The organism is Marinobacter sp. SBS5 (genome assembly GCF_048285575.1).
Lineage (GTDB): Bacteria > Pseudomonadota > Gammaproteobacteria > Pseudomonadales > Oleiphilaceae > Marinobacter.
Genome location: NZ_JBLWAZ010000003.1, coordinates 268,816 through 284,652, shown reverse-complemented (window position 1 = coordinate 284,652; position 15,837 = coordinate 268,816). Strand labels below are relative to the sequence as shown.

Annotated in this window: 19 protein-coding genes; 4 read left to right on the top strand and 15 right to left on the bottom strand. The window is 54.0% G+C overall.

Annotation, left to right across the window (positions count from 1 at the left end; translation table 11 throughout):
* Positions 1-6: 6 nt before the first annotated feature.
* The 5 genes from hflD to ACNQ6O_RS08380 form a co-directional block, all read right to left on the bottom strand.
* A complete protein-coding gene (hflD, locus tag ACNQ6O_RS08400) occupies positions 7-627 on the bottom strand; it encodes a high frequency lysogenization protein HflD (protein ID WP_418052783.1) in 621 nt (206 codons plus the stop codon).
* On the bottom strand, positions 624-1,799 hold the full coding sequence (gene mnmA, locus ACNQ6O_RS08395; protein WP_418052782.1) for a tRNA 2-thiouridine(34) synthase MnmA: 1,176 nt from the start codon (positions 1,797-1,799) through the stop codon (positions 624-626). The genes hflD and mnmA overlap by 4 nt, the downstream gene beginning before the upstream one ends.
* A 51-nt stretch (positions 1,800-1,850) precedes the next feature.
* Entirely contained in the window at positions 1,851-2,300 is a 450-nt protein-coding gene (locus ACNQ6O_RS08390) for an NUDIX hydrolase (RefSeq protein ID WP_418052781.1), read from the bottom strand.
* Positions 2,297-2,944, bottom strand: a complete 648-nt coding sequence (locus ACNQ6O_RS08385; protein ID WP_418052780.1) for a pseudouridine synthase — start codon at positions 2,942-2,944, stop codon at positions 2,297-2,299. The genes ACNQ6O_RS08390 and ACNQ6O_RS08385 overlap by 4 nt, the downstream gene beginning before the upstream one ends.
* 137 nt (positions 2,945-3,081) lie before the next feature.
* On the bottom strand, positions 3,082-3,372 hold the full coding sequence (locus tag ACNQ6O_RS08380; protein WP_418052779.1) for a cold shock domain-containing protein: 291 nt from the start codon (positions 3,370-3,372) through the stop codon (positions 3,082-3,084).
* Positions 3,373-3,718: 346 nt separating this feature from the next.
* On the opposite strand from ACNQ6O_RS08380, the gene clpS reads away from it, so the two are divergent.
* Both clpS and clpA read left to right on the top strand, forming a co-directional pair.
* A complete protein-coding gene (gene clpS / locus ACNQ6O_RS08375) occupies positions 3,719-4,078 on the top strand; it encodes an ATP-dependent Clp protease adapter ClpS (RefSeq protein WP_114333516.1) in 360 nt (119 codons plus the stop codon).
* Between the two features lie 18 nt (positions 4,079-4,096).
* Complete coding sequence (clpA, locus tag ACNQ6O_RS08370) at positions 4,097-6,367, top strand: ATP-dependent Clp protease ATP-binding subunit ClpA (RefSeq protein WP_418052778.1); 2,271 nt, start codon at positions 4,097-4,099, stop codon at positions 6,365-6,367.
* Positions 6,368-6,418: 51 nt separating this feature from the next.
* Here the strand turns inward: clpA and infA are convergent, their stop codons facing one another.
* From infA to ACNQ6O_RS08325, 9 genes are all read right to left on the bottom strand, one after another.
* Positions 6,419-6,637: a translation initiation factor IF-1 gene (gene infA, locus ACNQ6O_RS08365; protein ID WP_044386042.1), complete on the bottom strand. Its 219-nt coding sequence runs from the start codon at positions 6,635-6,637 to the stop codon at positions 6,419-6,421.
* Positions 6,638-6,717: 80 nt separating this feature from the next.
* The gene (locus tag ACNQ6O_RS08360) at positions 6,718-7,431 is read right to left on the bottom strand and encodes an arginyltransferase (RefSeq protein WP_418052777.1); all 714 of its coding nucleotides are present in this window, start codon (positions 7,429-7,431) and stop codon (positions 6,718-6,720) included.
* A 9-nt stretch (positions 7,432-7,440) separates the two neighbouring features.
* Entirely contained in the window at positions 7,441-8,145 is a 705-nt protein-coding gene (aat, locus tag ACNQ6O_RS08355) for a leucyl/phenylalanyl-tRNA--protein transferase (RefSeq protein WP_418052776.1), read from the bottom strand.
* A gap of 15 nt (positions 8,146-8,160) precedes the next feature.
* The gene (gene trxB / locus ACNQ6O_RS08350; protein WP_418052775.1) at positions 8,161-9,114 is read right to left on the bottom strand and encodes a thioredoxin-disulfide reductase; all 954 of its coding nucleotides are present in this window, start codon (positions 9,112-9,114) and stop codon (positions 8,161-8,163) included.
* A gap of 148 nt (positions 9,115-9,262) precedes the next feature.
* Positions 9,263-10,171 (bottom strand): AAA family ATPase, encoded by a 909-nt coding sequence (locus tag ACNQ6O_RS08345; RefSeq protein WP_418052774.1) that lies wholly within the window; start codon positions 10,169-10,171, stop codon positions 9,263-9,265.
* Positions 10,172-10,178: 7 nt separating this feature from the next.
* Positions 10,179-11,102: a carbon-nitrogen hydrolase gene (locus ACNQ6O_RS08340; protein WP_418052773.1), complete on the bottom strand. Its 924-nt coding sequence runs from the start codon at positions 11,100-11,102 to the stop codon at positions 10,179-10,181.
* Entirely contained in the window at positions 11,099-12,151 is a 1,053-nt protein-coding gene (locus ACNQ6O_RS08335; RefSeq protein WP_418052772.1) for an agmatine deiminase family protein, read from the bottom strand. Before ACNQ6O_RS08335 ends, ACNQ6O_RS08340 begins: the two co-directional genes overlap by 4 nt.
* 100 nt (positions 12,152-12,251) lie before the next feature.
* Positions 12,252-12,557: a hypothetical protein gene (locus ACNQ6O_RS08330; RefSeq protein ID WP_418052771.1), complete on the bottom strand. Its 306-nt coding sequence runs from the start codon at positions 12,555-12,557 to the stop codon at positions 12,252-12,254.
* A 102-nt stretch (positions 12,558-12,659) separates the two neighbouring features.
* Complete coding sequence (locus ACNQ6O_RS08325; protein ID WP_418052770.1) at positions 12,660-13,247, bottom strand: PilZ domain-containing protein; 588 nt, start codon at positions 13,245-13,247, stop codon at positions 12,660-12,662.
* Between the two features lie 96 nt (positions 13,248-13,343).
* Between ACNQ6O_RS08325 and ACNQ6O_RS08320 the strand changes: the two genes are divergently transcribed.
* Both ACNQ6O_RS08320 and lolD read left to right on the top strand, forming a co-directional pair.
* Complete coding sequence (locus ACNQ6O_RS08320) at positions 13,344-14,588, top strand: lipoprotein-releasing ABC transporter permease subunit (protein ID WP_418052769.1); 1,245 nt, start codon at positions 13,344-13,346, stop codon at positions 14,586-14,588.
* Complete coding sequence (gene lolD, locus ACNQ6O_RS08315) at positions 14,581-15,291, top strand: lipoprotein-releasing ABC transporter ATP-binding protein LolD (protein WP_418052768.1); 711 nt, start codon at positions 14,581-14,583, stop codon at positions 15,289-15,291. Before ACNQ6O_RS08320 ends, lolD begins: the two co-directional genes overlap by 8 nt.
* Here lolD and ACNQ6O_RS08310 read toward each other — a convergent pair.
* On the bottom strand, positions 15,279-15,824 hold the full coding sequence (locus ACNQ6O_RS08310; protein ID WP_418052767.1) for a DUF2062 domain-containing protein: 546 nt from the start codon (positions 15,822-15,824) through the stop codon (positions 15,279-15,281). The two genes, lolD and ACNQ6O_RS08310, sit on opposite strands and share 13 nt — an antisense overlap.
* Positions 15,825-15,837 lie beyond the last annotated feature (13 nt).

The window sequence follows — 15,837 nt, the reverse complement described above, 5'->3', positions numbered from 1 at the left end:
TGTGAATCAGCGCAACAACTCACGGGCGTGGTTGATCACTTTTTTGCGGGCAAAAATGAGCTGCCAGCGGCGGCCGCCGCATTGTCTCCAGAGCACCGCGGAGCGAATGCCAGCAAGGAGGAGGGCACGAACTTTTGCGGCGTTCTCGTCTTGCTGCAGGACTTGCGGATTGCCACTCACCTGAATGCGCAACCGGAAGGTACTGATGGTGTCGGTATAGATCGAGGCCAGATTGCTGATCAGATTGCTATGGTTGTAACCGAAGTGGCTGGCCGTGTGACGGGCTTGTTCTATCCGGTTGCCGATCACATCCAGTATGTCTGGGCTGTTTTTTAGCTTGGATTCCAGTTGAACCAGATTCAGTACATAGCGCAGTGTCTCGACATCCTGAGAGCGGCTTTGTTGAGCCAAAGATGTTGAAAGAGCTTTCAGGCCTTCCTGTATATCGGATACCTCGCCACCATAAACATCGAGTGTTGACGCCGGGTCGGTGGCGAACAGTGAGCGGAGCGAGGTTTCCAGGCTTTCTTCGTCGCAAGTTCCTTTGTGAGCCACTTGCTGTACTAAAGAGGCAGCTTGGAAAAGTCCTGCCAGTGCCAGTGTCTGGTCGTGCAGTGTCCGGCTCATGAGCGCGCCTCGGCAGTATCATCAGCCAGGCGTGCAGGCAGAACTTCGTTGTCGCGCCAGGTCTCTTCGATTACGCCGCCGCCCAGACACACGTCGTCGATGTAGAACACTACAGACTGGCCCGGTGTCACCGCCCGCTGGGCATCGTCGAAGACTACTTTTACGCCGCCGTTGATGACGGTGACCTCGCAATCCTGATCCGGCTGACGATAACGGGTTTTGGCTTTGCAGCGGAATTGCCCGGCAGGCGCTTCGCCGGCAATCCAGTCAATCGGGCCGGACACCAGGCCGCGAGAAAACAGCAGCGGGTGGTGCTTTCCCTGTACCGCAATCAATACGTTCCGGTTCAGGTCTTTTTCAGCCACATACCACGGCTCATCCCCGTATTTGGCCAGTCCGCCGATTCCCAAACCTTGGCGCTGGCCAATGGTGTGGTACATCAAGCCCTGATGTTTCCCGATGATTTTGCCATCCGGGGTTTCAATGTTGCCCGGTTGTGCTGGCAGGTATTGCTTCAGGAAATCGGTGAACTTGCGTTCGCCGATGAAGCAGATTCCGGTGGAGTCTTTTTTGTCGTGGGTGATAAACCCTTGTTCTTCCGCAATGCGGCGTACCTCGGGTTTTTCCAGTTCACCCACCGGAAAGAGGGTGCGGGCAATGCGGTCACCAGAGACCGCGTGCAAGAAGTAGCTTTGGTCTTTGTTCGGGTCTAACCCTTTAAGCAGTTCGGCTTTGCCGCTGCCATCGTTTAGCGGGCGCTGGCGGGTATAGTGCCCCGTCGCAATGTAATCGGCACCCAAGGTAACGGCATAATCCAGAAAGGCCCGGAACTTTACTTCCTTGTTGCACAGGATGTCGGGGTTGGGCGTGCGGCCAGCACTGTATTCGGATAAAAAGTGCTCGAACACTCGATCCCAGTACTCGGCGGCAAAGCTGGCGGTGTGCAATTTAATGTCAATGGCATCGGCCACCGCTTGCGCGTCGGCAAGGTCGGTCATGGCGGTGCAGTATTCCGTTCCGTCATCTTCGTCCCAGTTCTTCATGAACAGGCCTTCCACTTGGTAACCCTGGTCTTTCAATAACCAAGCGGCAACCGAAGAGTCTACACCGCCGGACATGCCAACGATGACGCGGGTGTTTTCTGGGGCTTTGGAATCAGGATTTGGAGTCATGAGCCTACTGGTGACCGGTTAGAAAGCGGCGATTTTACCACCTTGTGAGAGTTACGTCTGTCCGTCGATGACGACTTCAAGGGGGAATTGACGACCGTTTCGGTAATCCTCGATGCATTGCAGCACCAGAGGACTGCGTAATTTGCTCCCGAGTTCTCTAATTTCGTCCAGACTCAGCCAGTGTGGGGCGATGATGCCGGTATCCAGTTCATTGGTGACCTTTCGAACCGGCTTTGCTGCGTAGCAGAACCGGTGGTAAGTCACGCCATTAGCGGGTGTCTTATAGGTGTAAATGCCCAGAAAATAGGTGGGCTCAACTTCCCATCCAGTTTCTTCCAGTGTCTCGCGGCAGGCGGCCTCGAGAATCAGCTCGTCTTCTTCAATGTGGCCGGCCGGTTGGTTGAAGACCACCTGACCGTTACTGACTTCTTCCACCAGTAAGAAACGGCCTTGATCATCTTCGGCGATAACGGCCACTGTCGCGTGAGGTTTCCAGGTCATTTGGGTGCTGATCTCCTGTTGGGTCGGCGCGCTTTAGGTGAGCGAGAGTGCGTGCGACGGGTCTGTGTCGAATTTGCGCTTGGAGCATCGGGGAGGTGCACCTGTTCAATTCGGAACTCGCCAGGCAGAAGCTTGTCGAGCGTCCAGTCGCCAATTTTGTAACGTATCAGCCTCAGGGTAGGGTAACCAACGGCCGCTGTCATTCTGCGCACCTGTCGGTTACGGCCTTCGCTGATGGTTAGTTCGATCCAACTGGTGGGAATGGTTTCCCGGTGTCGAACGGGCGGGGTTCGAGGCCAAAGGCTTGGTGGTTCAATTCTTTGTGCCTTTGCAGGCCGGGTGGGGCCGTCTTTTAGATTGACTCCCTTAGACAGTTGATCGATGGCTTCAGCCGAAATCTCGCCTTCCACCTGTACCCAATAGGTTTTGGGCATTTTAGTCTGCGGAGACGCAATGCGATGCTGTAAGGGCCCGTGGTTGGTCAGAAGGAGAAGCCCTTCTGAATCGTAGTCCAGTCGACCTGCGGGGTAAAAATCGGGTTTCTTGATCCACTCTGCCAGAGTTGAGCGAGGATTGTTGGCGCGCTCGTCAGTGAACTGGCTGAGAACCTGAAAAGGTTTGTTAAACAGGATGATGTCCGCCATTCACAGATTCCTGTCAGTCGCGGGTGGGCCGAGCTGACAAGCGTACTGGAATGGGGGCAGCGAAAAAAGTATGGGAGTTTGGCACCCACCGGCAAAGACCGGCAGGGAAGCGGGTTTGGCTTGGCCGGAATTTACGATCAGGCGTTGGCGGCTCTTGGTGGATACCCGTTGTTATTGGGGTCGGATTGAGCGTCATGCTTTGTAGGCATGCCATTCTCAGACGCGGCATCCGGCACAATATTCACTGCATGGACGCCTTTGTCGCTCGGCTTCTTGTCGAACGTAACGGCTTGGCCTGCTTTGAGGGTTTTGTAGCCTTCAATCTGAATCGAAGAAAAGTGCGCGAACAGATCGTCGCTGCAGCCATCTTCAATGATGAAGCCGTATCCCTTGGCGTTGTTGAACCACTTAACCTTGCCCCTTGGCATGATGAACTCCCCCGTCCCTTTGCTGTCACTTTTATTATTGGAGCGTTTTCTGTGGTCAGCAGCAGATGCTCATTGCCGATTGGGGTGCAACCCAATCTCTCCGGCTTGGTGCCGATACACTTTTGCTGCAAACCGTTACATTAAATTACATGTGATCTTAACTGTCGACCAATCACGTTTCTGAGTCAAGGATCACAGCTGATTGAATAAGTGTTTCTTCAGGGTATGGAATCGGTATCATGTCCACAGGATTAGATAACCCGCGCTTGAACTGGCGCCTGCCTTGAAAATGTCTGGCCGGGTAACCACATTAAGTTAGCCATCCGAATAATCGGTACATAGAACCATGCGGACAATTGAGAATTCTCTACTAATATTTAATCAGGGGGAGGACGACCAGCCCGGGCGTCAAGATGGGGTGAGTGTTGCGCCCGAAAAGCCGGCCCTGAAGCGTCCCGCCCGTTTTAGGGTGCTGCTCCTGAATGATGACTACACCCCGATGGATTTTGTGGTGGAAGTGTTGATGACGTTCTTCGGTATGAACGAAGAGAAGGCGACGCAGGTAATGCTGCTCGTCCATACGCAAGGAAAGGCCGTATGTGGGGTATATACCCGCGACATCGCAGAAACGAAGGCAGCTCAGGTGAATCAGTATTCTTCAGAATGCGAACACCCGTTGCTTTGCGAGATAGAACGCGCGGACTGACAGACCTAGGGGTAGCCCATGCTGAGCAAAGATCTTGAACTTACGCTGAATACAGCCTTCAAAAATGCCCGTGACAAGCGCCATGAATTCATGACCGTGGAGCATTTGATGTTGGCTCTTCTGGACAATGAATCGGCAGTGGGAGTGCTGAAAGCTTGCGGTGCAGACCTCAAACAGCTTGAGGATGAATTGATAGAGTTTGTGGATTCCACAACGCCCCTGATCCCGTCCACCGACGGTGACCGGGAAACACAGCCTACACTCGGTTTTCAGCGAGTGCTGCAGCGGGCGGTGTTCCATGTTCAGTCCTCGGGAAAGAAAGAAGTGACGGGTGCGAATGTGCTGGTTGCGATTTTCAGTGAACAGGAAAGTCAGGCGGTTTATGTTCTCAAGAAGCAGAACGTTGCCCGCATCGACGTGGTGAACTTTGTTTCTCACGGGATTTCGCGTGTGCAGGGTGCTGAGGATCAGGAAGGGGCCGATCACGCCGCTCAAGAGGATGCGGGAGAAGAAAATGGTCACGCACGTCCTTTGGAAAATTACGCCGCAAACTTGAACGAACAAGCCCGTCAAGGGCGCATTGACCCCCTGATTGGTCGTGAGACTGAGGTGGAGCGGGTGGTGCAGATTCTGGCTCGTCGTCGGAAGAATAACCCATTGCTGGTTGGTGAGGCCGGCGTGGGTAAAACGGCGATTGCGGAAGGTTTGGCACGGCGCATTGTTGACGGCGAAGTGCCCGATATTATTTCGGACGCTGTGGTTTACTCCCTGGATATGGGAGCTTTGCTCGCCGGTACGAAATACCGCGGTGATTTCGAAAAACGCCTGAAGGGGCTTCTCAGTGATTTGAAGAAGCAAGAGCATGCGATTCTTTTTATTGACGAAATCCACACCATTATTGGTGCGGGATCGGCATCGGGCGGGGTAATGGATGCGTCCAACCTGCTCAAGCCAATGCTGAGTTCCGGAGAGTTGCGTTGCATTGGTTCAACCACCTATCAGGAATTCCGTGGCATCTTTGAAAAAGACAGTGCGTTGGCGCGTCGTTTCCAGAAGATTGATGTCAACGAACCTAGCGTTGAAGATACGTATCAGATTCTCAAGGGCCTCAAACCAAGCTTCGAGAAGCACCATGACCTGACCTATACCGATCAGGCGCTTCGGGTGGCAGCAGAGCTGGCGGACCGTTACATCACGGACCGGCACATGCCGGATAAGGCCATCGATGTAATCGATGAAGCCGGTGCTCGCCAGCGCCTGCAGCCGGAGGACAAGCGCAAGAAGTCGGTTGAAGTGGTTGATATCGAGGATGTGGTGGCCAGCATTGCGCGCATTCCGCCGAAGAATGTGTCCACTAGCGATAAAGATCTTCTGCGCAATCTCGAACGCAACCTGAAAATGGTGGTGTTCGGCCAAGACCCGGCTATCGAATCCTTGTCGACCGCCATCAAGCTGGCCCGTGCAGGGCTGAAGGCACCAGAGAAGCCTGAAGGTGCCTTCCTGTTTGCGGGCCCAACGGGTGTTGGTAAAACCGAGGTGACCAAGCAGTTGGCCAAGGTTCTGGGTATCGAACTGGTACGTTTCGATATGTCGGAATACATGGAGCGTCACACTGTGTCTCGCTTGATTGGTGCGCCTCCGGGATATGTCGGTTATGACCAGGGTGGTCTGCTGACGGAAGCCGTTAACAAGCACCCACACTGTGTTTTGTTGCTGGATGAGATCGAGAAGGCGCACCCGGAAGTGTTTAACCTGCTGCTACAGGTTATGGATCACGGTACGCTGACGGACAACAACGGTCGCAAAGCGGATTTCCGGCATGTGATCTTGGTGATGACAACCAACGCTGGTGCAGAAAACATGGCTCGTCGCTCGATTGGCTTCAGCGAGCAGGACCACAGTACTGACGGCATGGAAGTGATCAGCAAAACCTTTACGCCTGAGTTCCGTAACCGGCTGGATGGCATTATTCAGTTCGGCGATCTGCAAAAGGCTACGATCACCCACGTCGTGGACAAGTTCCTGACCGAACTGCAGGCGCAGCTGGACGAGAAACACGTGGTCTTGCATGTGAATGAGGCTGCTAAGTCCTGGTTGGCAGAAAAAGGCTACGATGTGACCATGGGTGCGAGACCAATGGCCCGTTTGATTCAGGATAAGATCAAGCGACCTCTGGCTGAGCAGATTCTGTTCGGGAAGCTGTCTGAGAAGGGCGGGGATGTGTTCATCCAGCTCGAAAACGACGAGCTTGTCTTTGAGTACGAAGACGAACCGGCAGAAGCCATCTGAAGTAACAAAAAAGCCCCGCATTAGCGGGGCTTTTCAGATGTCACTGGAGCATTAACGGGCGCGGTAAACGATGCGGCCTTTGCTCAGGTCATAGGGAGTCAGCTCTACCTTGACCTTGTCGCCAGTCAGGATGCGGATGTAGTTCTTGCGCATCTTTCCTGAGATGTGTGCGGTCACAACGTGGCCGTTTGACAGCTCAACGCGGAACATGGTGTTAGGAAGCGTGTCTAGAATAACGCCTTCCATTTCAATGACATCTGATTTCGCCATTCAGTAAAAACCTCGTTCGGAATACTTTCGGTGATTTTAAATTGCGCAATTCTGCCTGAATTCTTGCCGTTTGGCAAAAATCAGGTGCTTCTCATTTCATGCCACTGACCATCTTGTAGTGCCTCGATGGGTCTGTAACGGGTTTTGTAACTCATTTTTTTACAGTCTTTAATCCAATAGCCTAGATAAAGGTGGGGCAGCTCTCGTGCTCGGGCCTCTTCAATTTGCCAGAGCACAGCAAAAGTGCCGAGACTTCGAGATTCGTATTCCGGTGCAAAGACCGTGTATATGGCAGACAGGCCATCGTCGAGTAAGTCGATGGCGGCTAGCCCTATAAGTTCATCGTTCAGAGTGATTTCCAGAAACCAGGAGTCGGTGGAGCCTTCGACTAAAAACGAGGTGAACTGTTCTCGAGTGGGAGGGTACATGTCGCCATCTTGATGGCGCTCTTCGATGTAATGGGCATATAGGCGGTAATAGCGTTCGTTGTATGCGGCTGGCACGAGCCGGCATGCAAGGTCAGCGTTCATCTTGAGTACTCTGCGTTGGCTGCGGTCTGGCTGGAACTTATCAACCTTCAGGCGCACAGGGACGCAGGCAGAGCACGATTCGCAGTGAGGGCGGTAATAGTGTGAACCGCTGCGACGAAAACCGAGGGCGGTCAATTGGCTGTAGAGTTTTTTATCAATTTTCGCTCTAGGGTCAACAAACATGGTGGTGGCTTCACGATCAGGAAGGTAGCTGCAATCGTGGGCGGGGGTTGCAAAGAAAACGAGCGTTCGGAGATTACTCATGCACTTCTCCTAACGAGGCCACTGCCATGTGAAGTTCCACTCTGATTCTTCTGGTTTGGCGTCAACACATGCCTTGAGTATAGATAAAAATTCGGAGCGTGAAACTGTTGTCGCACCCATGGAAAGTAGGTGGCTGCTCTCAACCTGGCAATCCATGATCTCATAGCCCCACGCTTGCAGTTGGTGGGCCAGGTGGACCATGAGGACTTTTGATGCATTCGTTTCAAGGGAGAACATGGACTCCCCGAAGAAACACCGCCCTATAGCGACACCGTACATTCCTCCGGCAAGCTCGCCGTTCTGATTCCACACTTCGATAGAGTGAGCAGTGCCTAAGCGATGAAGTTCGCTGTAGGCATCGATCATCTCGTCAGTGATCCACGTGCCTTCGGCGCGAATAGACGCGCAAAGCCGGATGACTCGGCTAAAGCATTGGTCTGCCGTTATCCGGAATCGTTGCTGATTGAGGGTGCGGCGCAGACTGCGAGAGACGTGAATATTTCCGGGTATTAAGACGCACCTCGGGTCAGGAGACCACCACAGAATGGGTTGGTCATCACTGAACCAAGGGAAAATACCGTTCCGGTAGGCCAGCTGGAGTCTGTCCGGAGACAGGTCTCCACCAACGGCCAGCAGGCCGTCAGGGTCGTCTAGCGCTTCTTCAGCGGGAGGGAACCAGAGTTCGTCTGGTTCGATCCATGGTAACGACGTCATGTTGACGAGTTCGCCTTAGTCCTGCTGATCCAGAAACTTCTCTGCGTCCAGAGCTGCCATGCAGCCGAAGCCCGCAGACGTGACCGCCTGACGGTAAACGTGGTCTGCCACATCACCCGCAGCGAAGACACCTGGAATGCTGGTTTGGGTGGCCATGCCTTCCAATCCGGATTTGATTTTCAGGTAGCCGTTTTCCATGTCCAGTTGGCCGGCAAACAGGTCGGTATTGGGTTTGTGGCCGATGGCAATGAAGACACCCGCCAGATCCATTTCCTGTGTGCTGCCGTCTTCTGTACTTTTGATGCGCATGCCGGTAACACCGGTACCATCGCCTAGCACTTCATCCAGTGTGTGGTTCCAGACGATGTTCACATTGCCGTTTTCAGCTTTTTCGAACAGTTTGTCCTGAAGAATCTTTTCTGAGCGCAGTTTGTCGCGACGGTGTACAAGAGTCACTTCGTCAGCAATGTTGGACAGATACAGCGCTTCTTCAACTGCGGTGTTGCCGCCGCCAATGACCGCGACTTTCTGTTTGCGGTAGAAGAAACCGTCACAGGTAGCGCAGGCCGATACGCCTTGGCCTTTGAATTTTTCTTCAGACTCCATGCCCAGGTACATGGCCGATGCGCCGGTGGCAATGATCAAGGCGTCACAAGTGTACTCGCCGCTGTCACCCTTCAAGCGGAACGGGCGGTTTTGCAGATCGGCTTCATTGATGGTGTCATAAACAATGGATGTTTCAAAACGCTCGGCATGCTTCTGCATGCGCTGCATCAGTTCCGGGCCTTGAACGCCGTCGTTGTCGCCTGGCCAGTTGTCGACGTCAGTGGTGGTGGTGAGCTGCCCGCCCACTTCAATGCCGGTAATCAGTGTCGGGTTCAGGTTAGCGCGGGCTGCATAGACCGCAGCGGTGTAACCGGCCGGGCCGGAGCCAAGAATGATCAGGCGGGAGTGTTGGGTTGTGCTCATCGAAATCTCGCTAATAGTTTGGTCTGGTTTGAGCTCATTGGGGGAGCTCAGGGTTCGAATCGTGGTAAAAGGCTAACACGAATTTGATTGGCTTCCATTTGTTTCCAAATATACCGTTCATTGATGCAGGCTATATGGACAGCGGGTATTACAGGACCGATACCGTGCTCAGAAGTTGACGGACCCGTTCATGGCTCTTGCCGGTTTCCCCTTGCTCCAGGCGATGTTCGGCCACGGAAGGGAATACAGCTTGTAGGTCGTCTGGCAGCACGTGATCTCGACCAGCCATTAATGCCCAGGCTTTGGCTGCGCGCAGTAAACCTAGACCGGCTCGTGGTGATAGCCCGTACATTAAGCCCGGCATCCGTCGGCTTTGTTCGAGCAAGCGTTGCAGGTAGTCGAGCAGGGCAGGGCTTGCGGAGACTTTTTCTGCCGCTGTCTGTGCTTGTTCAAGCTCTGCCTGTGGCAGGATCGCCTCTAGGCGTGCCGTCAATGCTCTTCGGTCTTCTCCCTCCAGCAGTTCTCGCTCTGCCTTGGGATCTGGGTAGCCCAGTTTCAGGCGCATCAGAAAGCGGTCGAGTTGAGATTCGGGTAGAGGGAAGGTGCCACCCTGTTCGATCGGATTTTGCGTGGCGATCACAAAGAACGGAGAGGGTAGCGGGCGAGTTTCGCCTTCTATAGAAACTTGCCGTTCTTCCATGGCTTCCAGTAGCGCACTTTGGGTGCGCGGGGATGCCCGGTTGATTTCGTCGGCCAGCACGACTTGCGCGAAAATAGGGCCCGGGTGAAACACCAGGTTGTTGGCCTGCTTGTCGTACATGGAGTAACCCAGCACGTCAGCAGGCAACAGATCGTTGGTGAACTGAATTCGTTGATAGCTGAGGCCCATGATACTGGCCAGAGCGTGGGACAGCGTTGTTTTGCCCATGCCGGGGATGTCTTCGATTAGCAGGTGGCCTCGAGCGAGCAAACCGCACAGAGCAAGGCGCACTTGAGGTTCTTTGCCCAACAATATGGTGTTGAGTACGCTAACAACGTTATCCAGCTTTTGCTTCATGCCGCAATTAATCCCTGACCCGCTTTACAATGTCCCCGTAAGCATCGATCCGTCTGTCTCTCAGGTACGGCCAAATTCTGCGAACGGATTCCGAACGGTTTCGGTCCAGTGTGGTGATCAGAATGCTCTCTTGCTGGTCGTCAGCGCGAGCAAGGAATTCACCCTGCGGGCCGCAGATGAAGCTGTTGCCCCAAAAACGAATGCCATCGGTTTGTCCTGATGGGTCCGGTTCTGTGCCGACCCGGTTAGGGGCGATCACAGGTAGGTTGTTGGCCACTGCATGACCACGTTGTACGGTAACCCAGGCATCAAGCTGGCGCGCTTGCTCGTCCTGGTCATCGGTGATGTCCCAGCCAATGGCGGTTGGGTAGATCAGGATTTCAGCGCCCGCCAAAGCCATCAATCGCGCGGCTTCCGGGTACCATTGATCCCAGCACACCAAAACACCCAGTTTACCGACAGAGGTCTGGATGGGCGTAAACCCGCTGCTACCGTTGTTAAAGTTCGCGTCGCCAGGGGTGAAGTAGAACTTTTCGTAAAAGCCCGGGTCGTCGGGGATGTGCATTTTCCGGTAAATACCGGCAAGGCTACCGTCCGTTTCAAAAACAACGGAGGTGTTGTGGTACACGCCATTCATACGGCGCTCGAAGATCGAGCCTACCAGTACTATGCCAAGCTCTTTCGCCAGATTTGCCAAGCGGTCGCTCGTGGGGCCTGGGATAGGTTCTGCAAGTTCGAACACGGCTGTGTCTTCGGTTTGGCAGAAATACAGAGTGGCGTGCAGTTCTTGCAGAACCACCAGTTGGGCGCCGCCTTTTACGGCTTCCCGGATCAATCGTTCTGATGTCGCCAAACTGACTTCTTTGTCGTCACTGCAGCTCTGCTGAATGGCGGCTACAGTGAGTTCGTTGTGGCTGTTTGCCTGGCTCATAGTTCTACGACTCCTGCCGGAATCTGCATGGTGACGCAGTGTAAGCTGCCATGCTGGTAAATCAGAGGGCGGCAGTTGATAGGAATGATCTCCCGGTCGGGGAAAATGTCAGCCATAACGCCTATGGCTTCTTGATCTTGCGGCACGCCGTAAGTCGGCAGTAACACGGCATCGTTGATGATCAGGAAGTTGGCATAGGTTGCCGGCAGTCGCTCGCCGTCTTCGTCGAAAATGGCATCGGGCCAAGGTAAAGCGGTCAGCTTGTAGGGGGTCCCATCCTTCTGGGAGAAACCCTGCAGCTCTTCTTCCATAGCGGCGAGCGCGCTGTAGTGCTCATCAGCTACGTCTGGGCAGGCGACATAGCAGATATGGTCAGGCGCGCAGAAGCGAGCCAGAGTGTCGATATGGCTATCAGTGTCGTCGCCGGCCAAATACCCATGGTTCAGCCAAAGAATTCGCTCCGCGCCCAGCATCTCGGTAAGAAGCTGTTCGATGCTTGTGCGGTCCATCGTCGGGTTTCGGGAGGGTGTGAGCAGGCATTCGCTGGTAGTCAGTAGCGTCCCTTCGCCATCGGACTCGATCGAGCCGCCTTCAAGTACGAAGTCGACTGTTTGCATAGGGTGTGCGCCAAACACGCGAGCACCGGCCAAGTGCAGGTTTAGAGCGTTGTCTTTTTCCCAGTTAAACTTTTCGCCCCAAGCATTGAACTTGAAGTCGATCAGGGTCGGGCCGCTATTAGTCTGAACGGTAATAGGGCCGTGATCTCTCGCCCAAGTATCGTTGGCGGGTGCCGGAACTGTGATAACTCTGCCGGGCATTTGGCTATCTTCTGCCCATTTATTCAGTTCGTCGCCGAGTTCCTGCAATCGGGCAACGTATTCGCAGCTGATGATCAGATGTTCGAAACGAAGTACAGCCTTGGCGATGGCCAGAAAGACAGGTTCTACGTCTGACATAATCCGGGCCCAGTCGGTCCCGGGATGAGGCCAGGTCAGCATGACGGCACTCTGGGGCGCCCACTCGGCAGGCAAAACTCGCTTGGATCTCACTGTAATAAGCCACCTTGGTTCGCAGAAACTGCCATTCTATCTGACCGTTATCCTAACGTCAGGCTGGGAGTGGAGAAACTTTCAAGCAAAACCTTTGAAATCAGTTTTTTTGGCGTTTGACCACGGCGTGCATGACGAGGTCGCGCTCGAAATAGACCACAAAGTCGGCGTAGTGCCATTGACTGATGGGCGGCTGGCCAACGGGCCCGCGAATATCTTTGGGGTTACCCCAGCGCTGGCGGACGGATGCCTGGCTCATGCCGTTGCTCGGCAGGCTGATTGTATTGCGATCGGCTTGGCTGCCCACTGGAATCGTTAAGTCTTCGGCATGAAGTGCCGGTGCCATTCCGGTGGTTAGCAGGGCTGCCAGGCCGAGTGCTGTGCGCAAGTTTGATTTCTTTTTCATCAGGTTCTCCATTAATGCTTGGGTTGCCGCGGCCTTCTTTGGCACATGGATAAAGCGTAATATGGTGAAAAGCTTGCTAAAAGCCAACACTTTATTGTGAGTCTACTCTTTTCGTTTCTGCCTTATCTGCCACCGCATCACATGGCGCGCAATTTGTTGGCGGTCGCTTTCCTCAAGTTCAGTAAAGGCAGCTTGAACCCATGCGCCCCCGGAGGTGTCGCGTTCGAGATCGATCACGCGGGCAATGGCCTGCGGTTGGTAAAGTTCTGGAGGAAGCGTCATGCGGACCGCCATTCGGTCCCCCGCTTGCCAAGTAACTGACGGGCTGAAAAAGACCAAGCCGCCCTCGCTCATTGTCACATCTTGCCAGTCATCAGGTTGCAACGGATTTTGCTCAAAGGCGATAATGCGTGCCAACGCGTCCATCTTACTGTTTAGGGTTGTTATCAAACCCGTGAGCAAGCGGTCGCGTTCGGCAATGTTGGCCAGATGCGTTTTTATGTCCTGGTCGAGCCGGCGGTATTCGGCTTTCAGTGAGTCTAGAGGCGTGTCGTTGAAGAGGTTGGGATCCGCCGGATCATTCTCCTCGAGTCTTCGGATTTCCAGACCAATACGGTCCTGGATCCGGAAAAACTCCCGACGATCTTGTGGCGACCGGGTTGTTGAGCCCGTAGTATCTTGGCTTGGCATCCTTTCTCCAGATAGCTAAGAAATGTTGTTAGTACAGAGTAGTTTAGCAGTTTCTTAAACCACGACAGACCCGAAGGTAGCGACAGGCACCTCCCCATGTTCAGACCCTTATCGTTTTACATTGGTTTGCGGTACACCGCAGCCAAGCGTCGTAATCACTTTATTTCGTTTATCTCTCTCACATCCATGATCGGCCTCATGTTGGGGGTAGCGGTACTGATCATTGTGCTGTCTGTGATGAACGGTTTTGATCAGGAGCTCAAGCAACGCATTTTGGGTATGGTTCCTCATGCCACCATTCAAGGTGCGTCCGGGCCTTTAAATGATTGGGAAGAGCTTGATCGCCGTGTGGAGCAGAACCCTGACGTTCTGGCCGCTGCGCCGTTTATTCAGGGCCAGGGGATGGTTACGGGGGGTGGTAATGTTCGCGGTGTGATGCTGAGCGGTATATTGCCGGAGCAAGAAGCCTCAGTTTCGATCATTGAAAACCATTTTGTAGAAGGTGGGCTGGACGATCTCAAGTCCGGTGAATTCGGCATTATTATCGGCCGGTTGATGGCCAACAGTCTTCGGTTGGGCATAGGCGACAAGTTAACGGTGGTGTTGCCTGAGGCTTCAGTGACTCCAGCGGGTGTTTTGCCACGGCTGAAACGCTTCACCGTAAAAGGCATTTTTAGTGTCGGCGCCGAGTTGGACGGTAATTACGCACTGATTCACATGGATGATGCGTCTCGACTGATGCGCACGGGTGGCAAAGCTGAAGGGCTTCGCCTGCTGATGGATGACTTGTTCTCGGCTCCGCGGGTGGTTAACGACGTAGCCTCTGGTTTAGGCGGCCGTTATTACGTATCGGATTGGACTCGCACTCATGGCAATTTGTTCAATGCCATCCGCATGGAAAAGACCATGATCGGGCTGTTGTTGATGTTTATCGTTGCCGTTGCGGCGTTCAACATTGTCTCTACGCTGGTGATGGTGGTGACTGATAAAACCGCCGATATCGCCATTCTGCGGACTATGGGGGCTACCCCGGGCCGAATTATGCGCATCTTTATTATTCAGGGCGCCGTCATCGGTGTGTTCGGTACATTAATTGGCACGGCGTTGGGCGTGCTGGGAGCCTTGAATATCAGCGCTTTTATCGCTTGGCTCGAGGCTGCCATGGGGCACCAGTTCCTGAGTGCCGATGTGTACTTTATCAGCTACCTGCCTTCTCAGTTGCAATGGCAGGATGTGGCAGTGATTAGTGGTGCTGGCTTGGCGATGAGCCTGCTGGCAACGATTTACCCGGCTTGGCGGGCGTCGCGAGTCGAACCGGCGGAGGCTTTGCGCTATGAGTGATGTATCGATGACAAACACAGCCACGCCTTTGGTGATTGATTGCCGGAAAGTCACGCGCACCTACAGCGAAGGTCCGGAAAAGCTGACGATATTTTCCGATATTTCGTTGGAAGTGTCGGCTGGTGAAACGGTTGCGATTGTGGGTAGTAGCGGCGCGGGTAAAACCACTCTATTGAACCTACTGGGTGGTTTGGATAAGCCGTCATCCGGCCAGATAGAAATCTGTGGTCAGAATATTCACGGGATGTCGGAGGCGGGGCGCGCGCGATTCCGTAATGGGCATCTGGGGTTTGTATACCAGTTTCACCATCTGCTGCCTGAATTCACGGCACTTGAAAATGTCATGATGCCCTTGGCGTTAGGTGGGCAGTCTCCGAGACAGGCGAAGCCCAAAGCTGAGGCGTTACTGGAGCGAGTGGGTCTGGCGCAGCGCCTTCGCCACAAGCCGGGTGAGTTATCGGGGGGCGAGCGCCAGCGTGTCGCCATCGCCAGAGCTCTGGTTAACGAGCCCAACTGCGTGTTGATGGATGAGCCTACGGGTAACCTGGACCAGCACACGGGTGAAGGTATAAGGGCGCTGATTCAGGATTTACGGGATAACTCGGGCACTGCCTTCATCATGGTGACCCATGACATGGGGATGGCCAAAAGTTTGGGGCGAGTGCTGCGATTGGAGCAGGGAACGCTGGTTCAGGAGTCCTGAGGATTGGAGCGCTGCTGTCTGATTCTCAGGCGGCGGCGCAGTTGCCAGTCAGAGCGTACTTTTCGGCGCCACAGGTATTGTACGGCCAAATAGGCAATACACGCGCTTATCGTGGCAAGCAGCAGTGACCCAAGGTAGAGCGGGATTCCGATTTCAAACAGGCGGTCGCTGACCCAGTGCCAGTTTGCGTGGAACTCGAAAGGCAGTACCGGACGATCCAGTATCCAGGCACCGATTTTATAATTGAAGTAGAAGATCGGTGGCATGGTCAGCGGGTTGCTAATCCAAACCAGTGCGACGGATAGCGGCAGATTTGCATTAAACCAAATGGCGAAAAATGCCGCGGCAACCATTTGGAAGGGCATCGGAATAAAACAAAACCAGATACCGATCAGAAAGGCTCGAGCCACACAGTGGCGATTGATGTGCCACAAGTTGGGCTCGTGAAGGATATCGCCTAGAAAGTGCAGGCTCTTCATAGACTGCACTTTTTCTGGAGTCGGCAGATACCGTTTCATAAACCTCTTCGGCATTGGACGTTCGGCC

What these genes read in the sequence shown, in the direction of transcription:
- ACNQ6O_RS08330 (WP_418052771.1), bottom strand. Translation starts at nt 12,557, where the DNA reads ATGAAAAAGAAATCAAACTTGCGCACAGCACTCGGCCTGGCAGCCCTG.
- ACNQ6O_RS08345 (WP_418052774.1), bottom strand. Translation starts at nt 10,171, where the DNA reads ATGAAGCAAAAGCTGGATAACGTTGTTAGCGTACTCAACACCATATTG.
- ACNQ6O_RS08380 (WP_418052779.1), bottom strand. Translation starts at nt 3,372, where the DNA reads ATGCCAAGGGGCAAGGTTAAGTGGTTCAACAACGCCAAGGGATACGGC.
- ACNQ6O_RS08360 (WP_418052777.1), bottom strand. Translation starts at nt 7,431, where the DNA reads ATGAGTAATCTCCGAACGCTCGTTTTCTTTGCAACCCCCGCCCACGAT.
- lolD (WP_418052768.1), top strand. Translation starts at nt 14,581, where the DNA reads ATGAGTGATGTATCGATGACAAACACAGCCACGCCTTTGGTGATTGAT.
- ACNQ6O_RS08390 (WP_418052781.1), bottom strand. Translation starts at nt 2,300, where the DNA reads ATGACCTGGAAACCTCACGCGACAGTGGCCGTTATCGCCGAAGATGAT.
- clpS (WP_114333516.1), top strand. Translation starts at nt 3,719, where the DNA reads ATGCGGACAATTGAGAATTCTCTACTAATATTTAATCAGGGGGAGGAC.
- ACNQ6O_RS08310 (WP_418052767.1), bottom strand. Translation starts at nt 15,824, where the DNA reads ATGCCGAAGAGGTTTATGAAACGGTATCTGCCGACTCCAGAAAAAGTG.
- ACNQ6O_RS08325 (WP_418052770.1), bottom strand. Translation starts at nt 13,247, where the DNA reads ATGCCAAGCCAAGATACTACGGGCTCAACAACCCGGTCGCCACAAGAT.
- ACNQ6O_RS08320 (WP_418052769.1), top strand. Translation starts at nt 13,344, where the DNA reads ATGTTCAGACCCTTATCGTTTTACATTGGTTTGCGGTACACCGCAGCC.
- ACNQ6O_RS08340 (WP_418052773.1), bottom strand. Translation starts at nt 11,102, where the DNA reads ATGAGCCAGGCAAACAGCCACAACGAACTCACTGTAGCCGCCATTCAG.
- aat (WP_418052776.1), bottom strand. Translation starts at nt 8,145, where the DNA reads ATGACGTCGTTACCATGGATCGAACCAGACGAACTCTGGTTCCCTCCC.
- mnmA (WP_418052782.1), bottom strand. Translation starts at nt 1,799, where the DNA reads ATGACTCCAAATCCTGATTCCAAAGCCCCAGAAAACACCCGCGTCATC.
- hflD (WP_418052783.1), bottom strand. Translation starts at nt 627, where the DNA reads ATGAGCCGGACACTGCACGACCAGACACTGGCACTGGCAGGACTTTTC.
- clpA (WP_418052778.1), top strand. Translation starts at nt 4,097, where the DNA reads ATGCTGAGCAAAGATCTTGAACTTACGCTGAATACAGCCTTCAAAAAT.
- infA (WP_044386042.1), bottom strand. Translation starts at nt 6,637, where the DNA reads ATGGCGAAATCAGATGTCATTGAAATGGAAGGCGTTATTCTAGACACG.
- trxB (WP_418052775.1), bottom strand. Translation starts at nt 9,114, where the DNA reads ATGAGCACAACCCAACACTCCCGCCTGATCATTCTTGGCTCCGGCCCG.
- ACNQ6O_RS08385 (WP_418052780.1), bottom strand. Translation starts at nt 2,944, where the DNA reads ATGGCGGACATCATCCTGTTTAACAAACCTTTTCAGGTTCTCAGCCAG.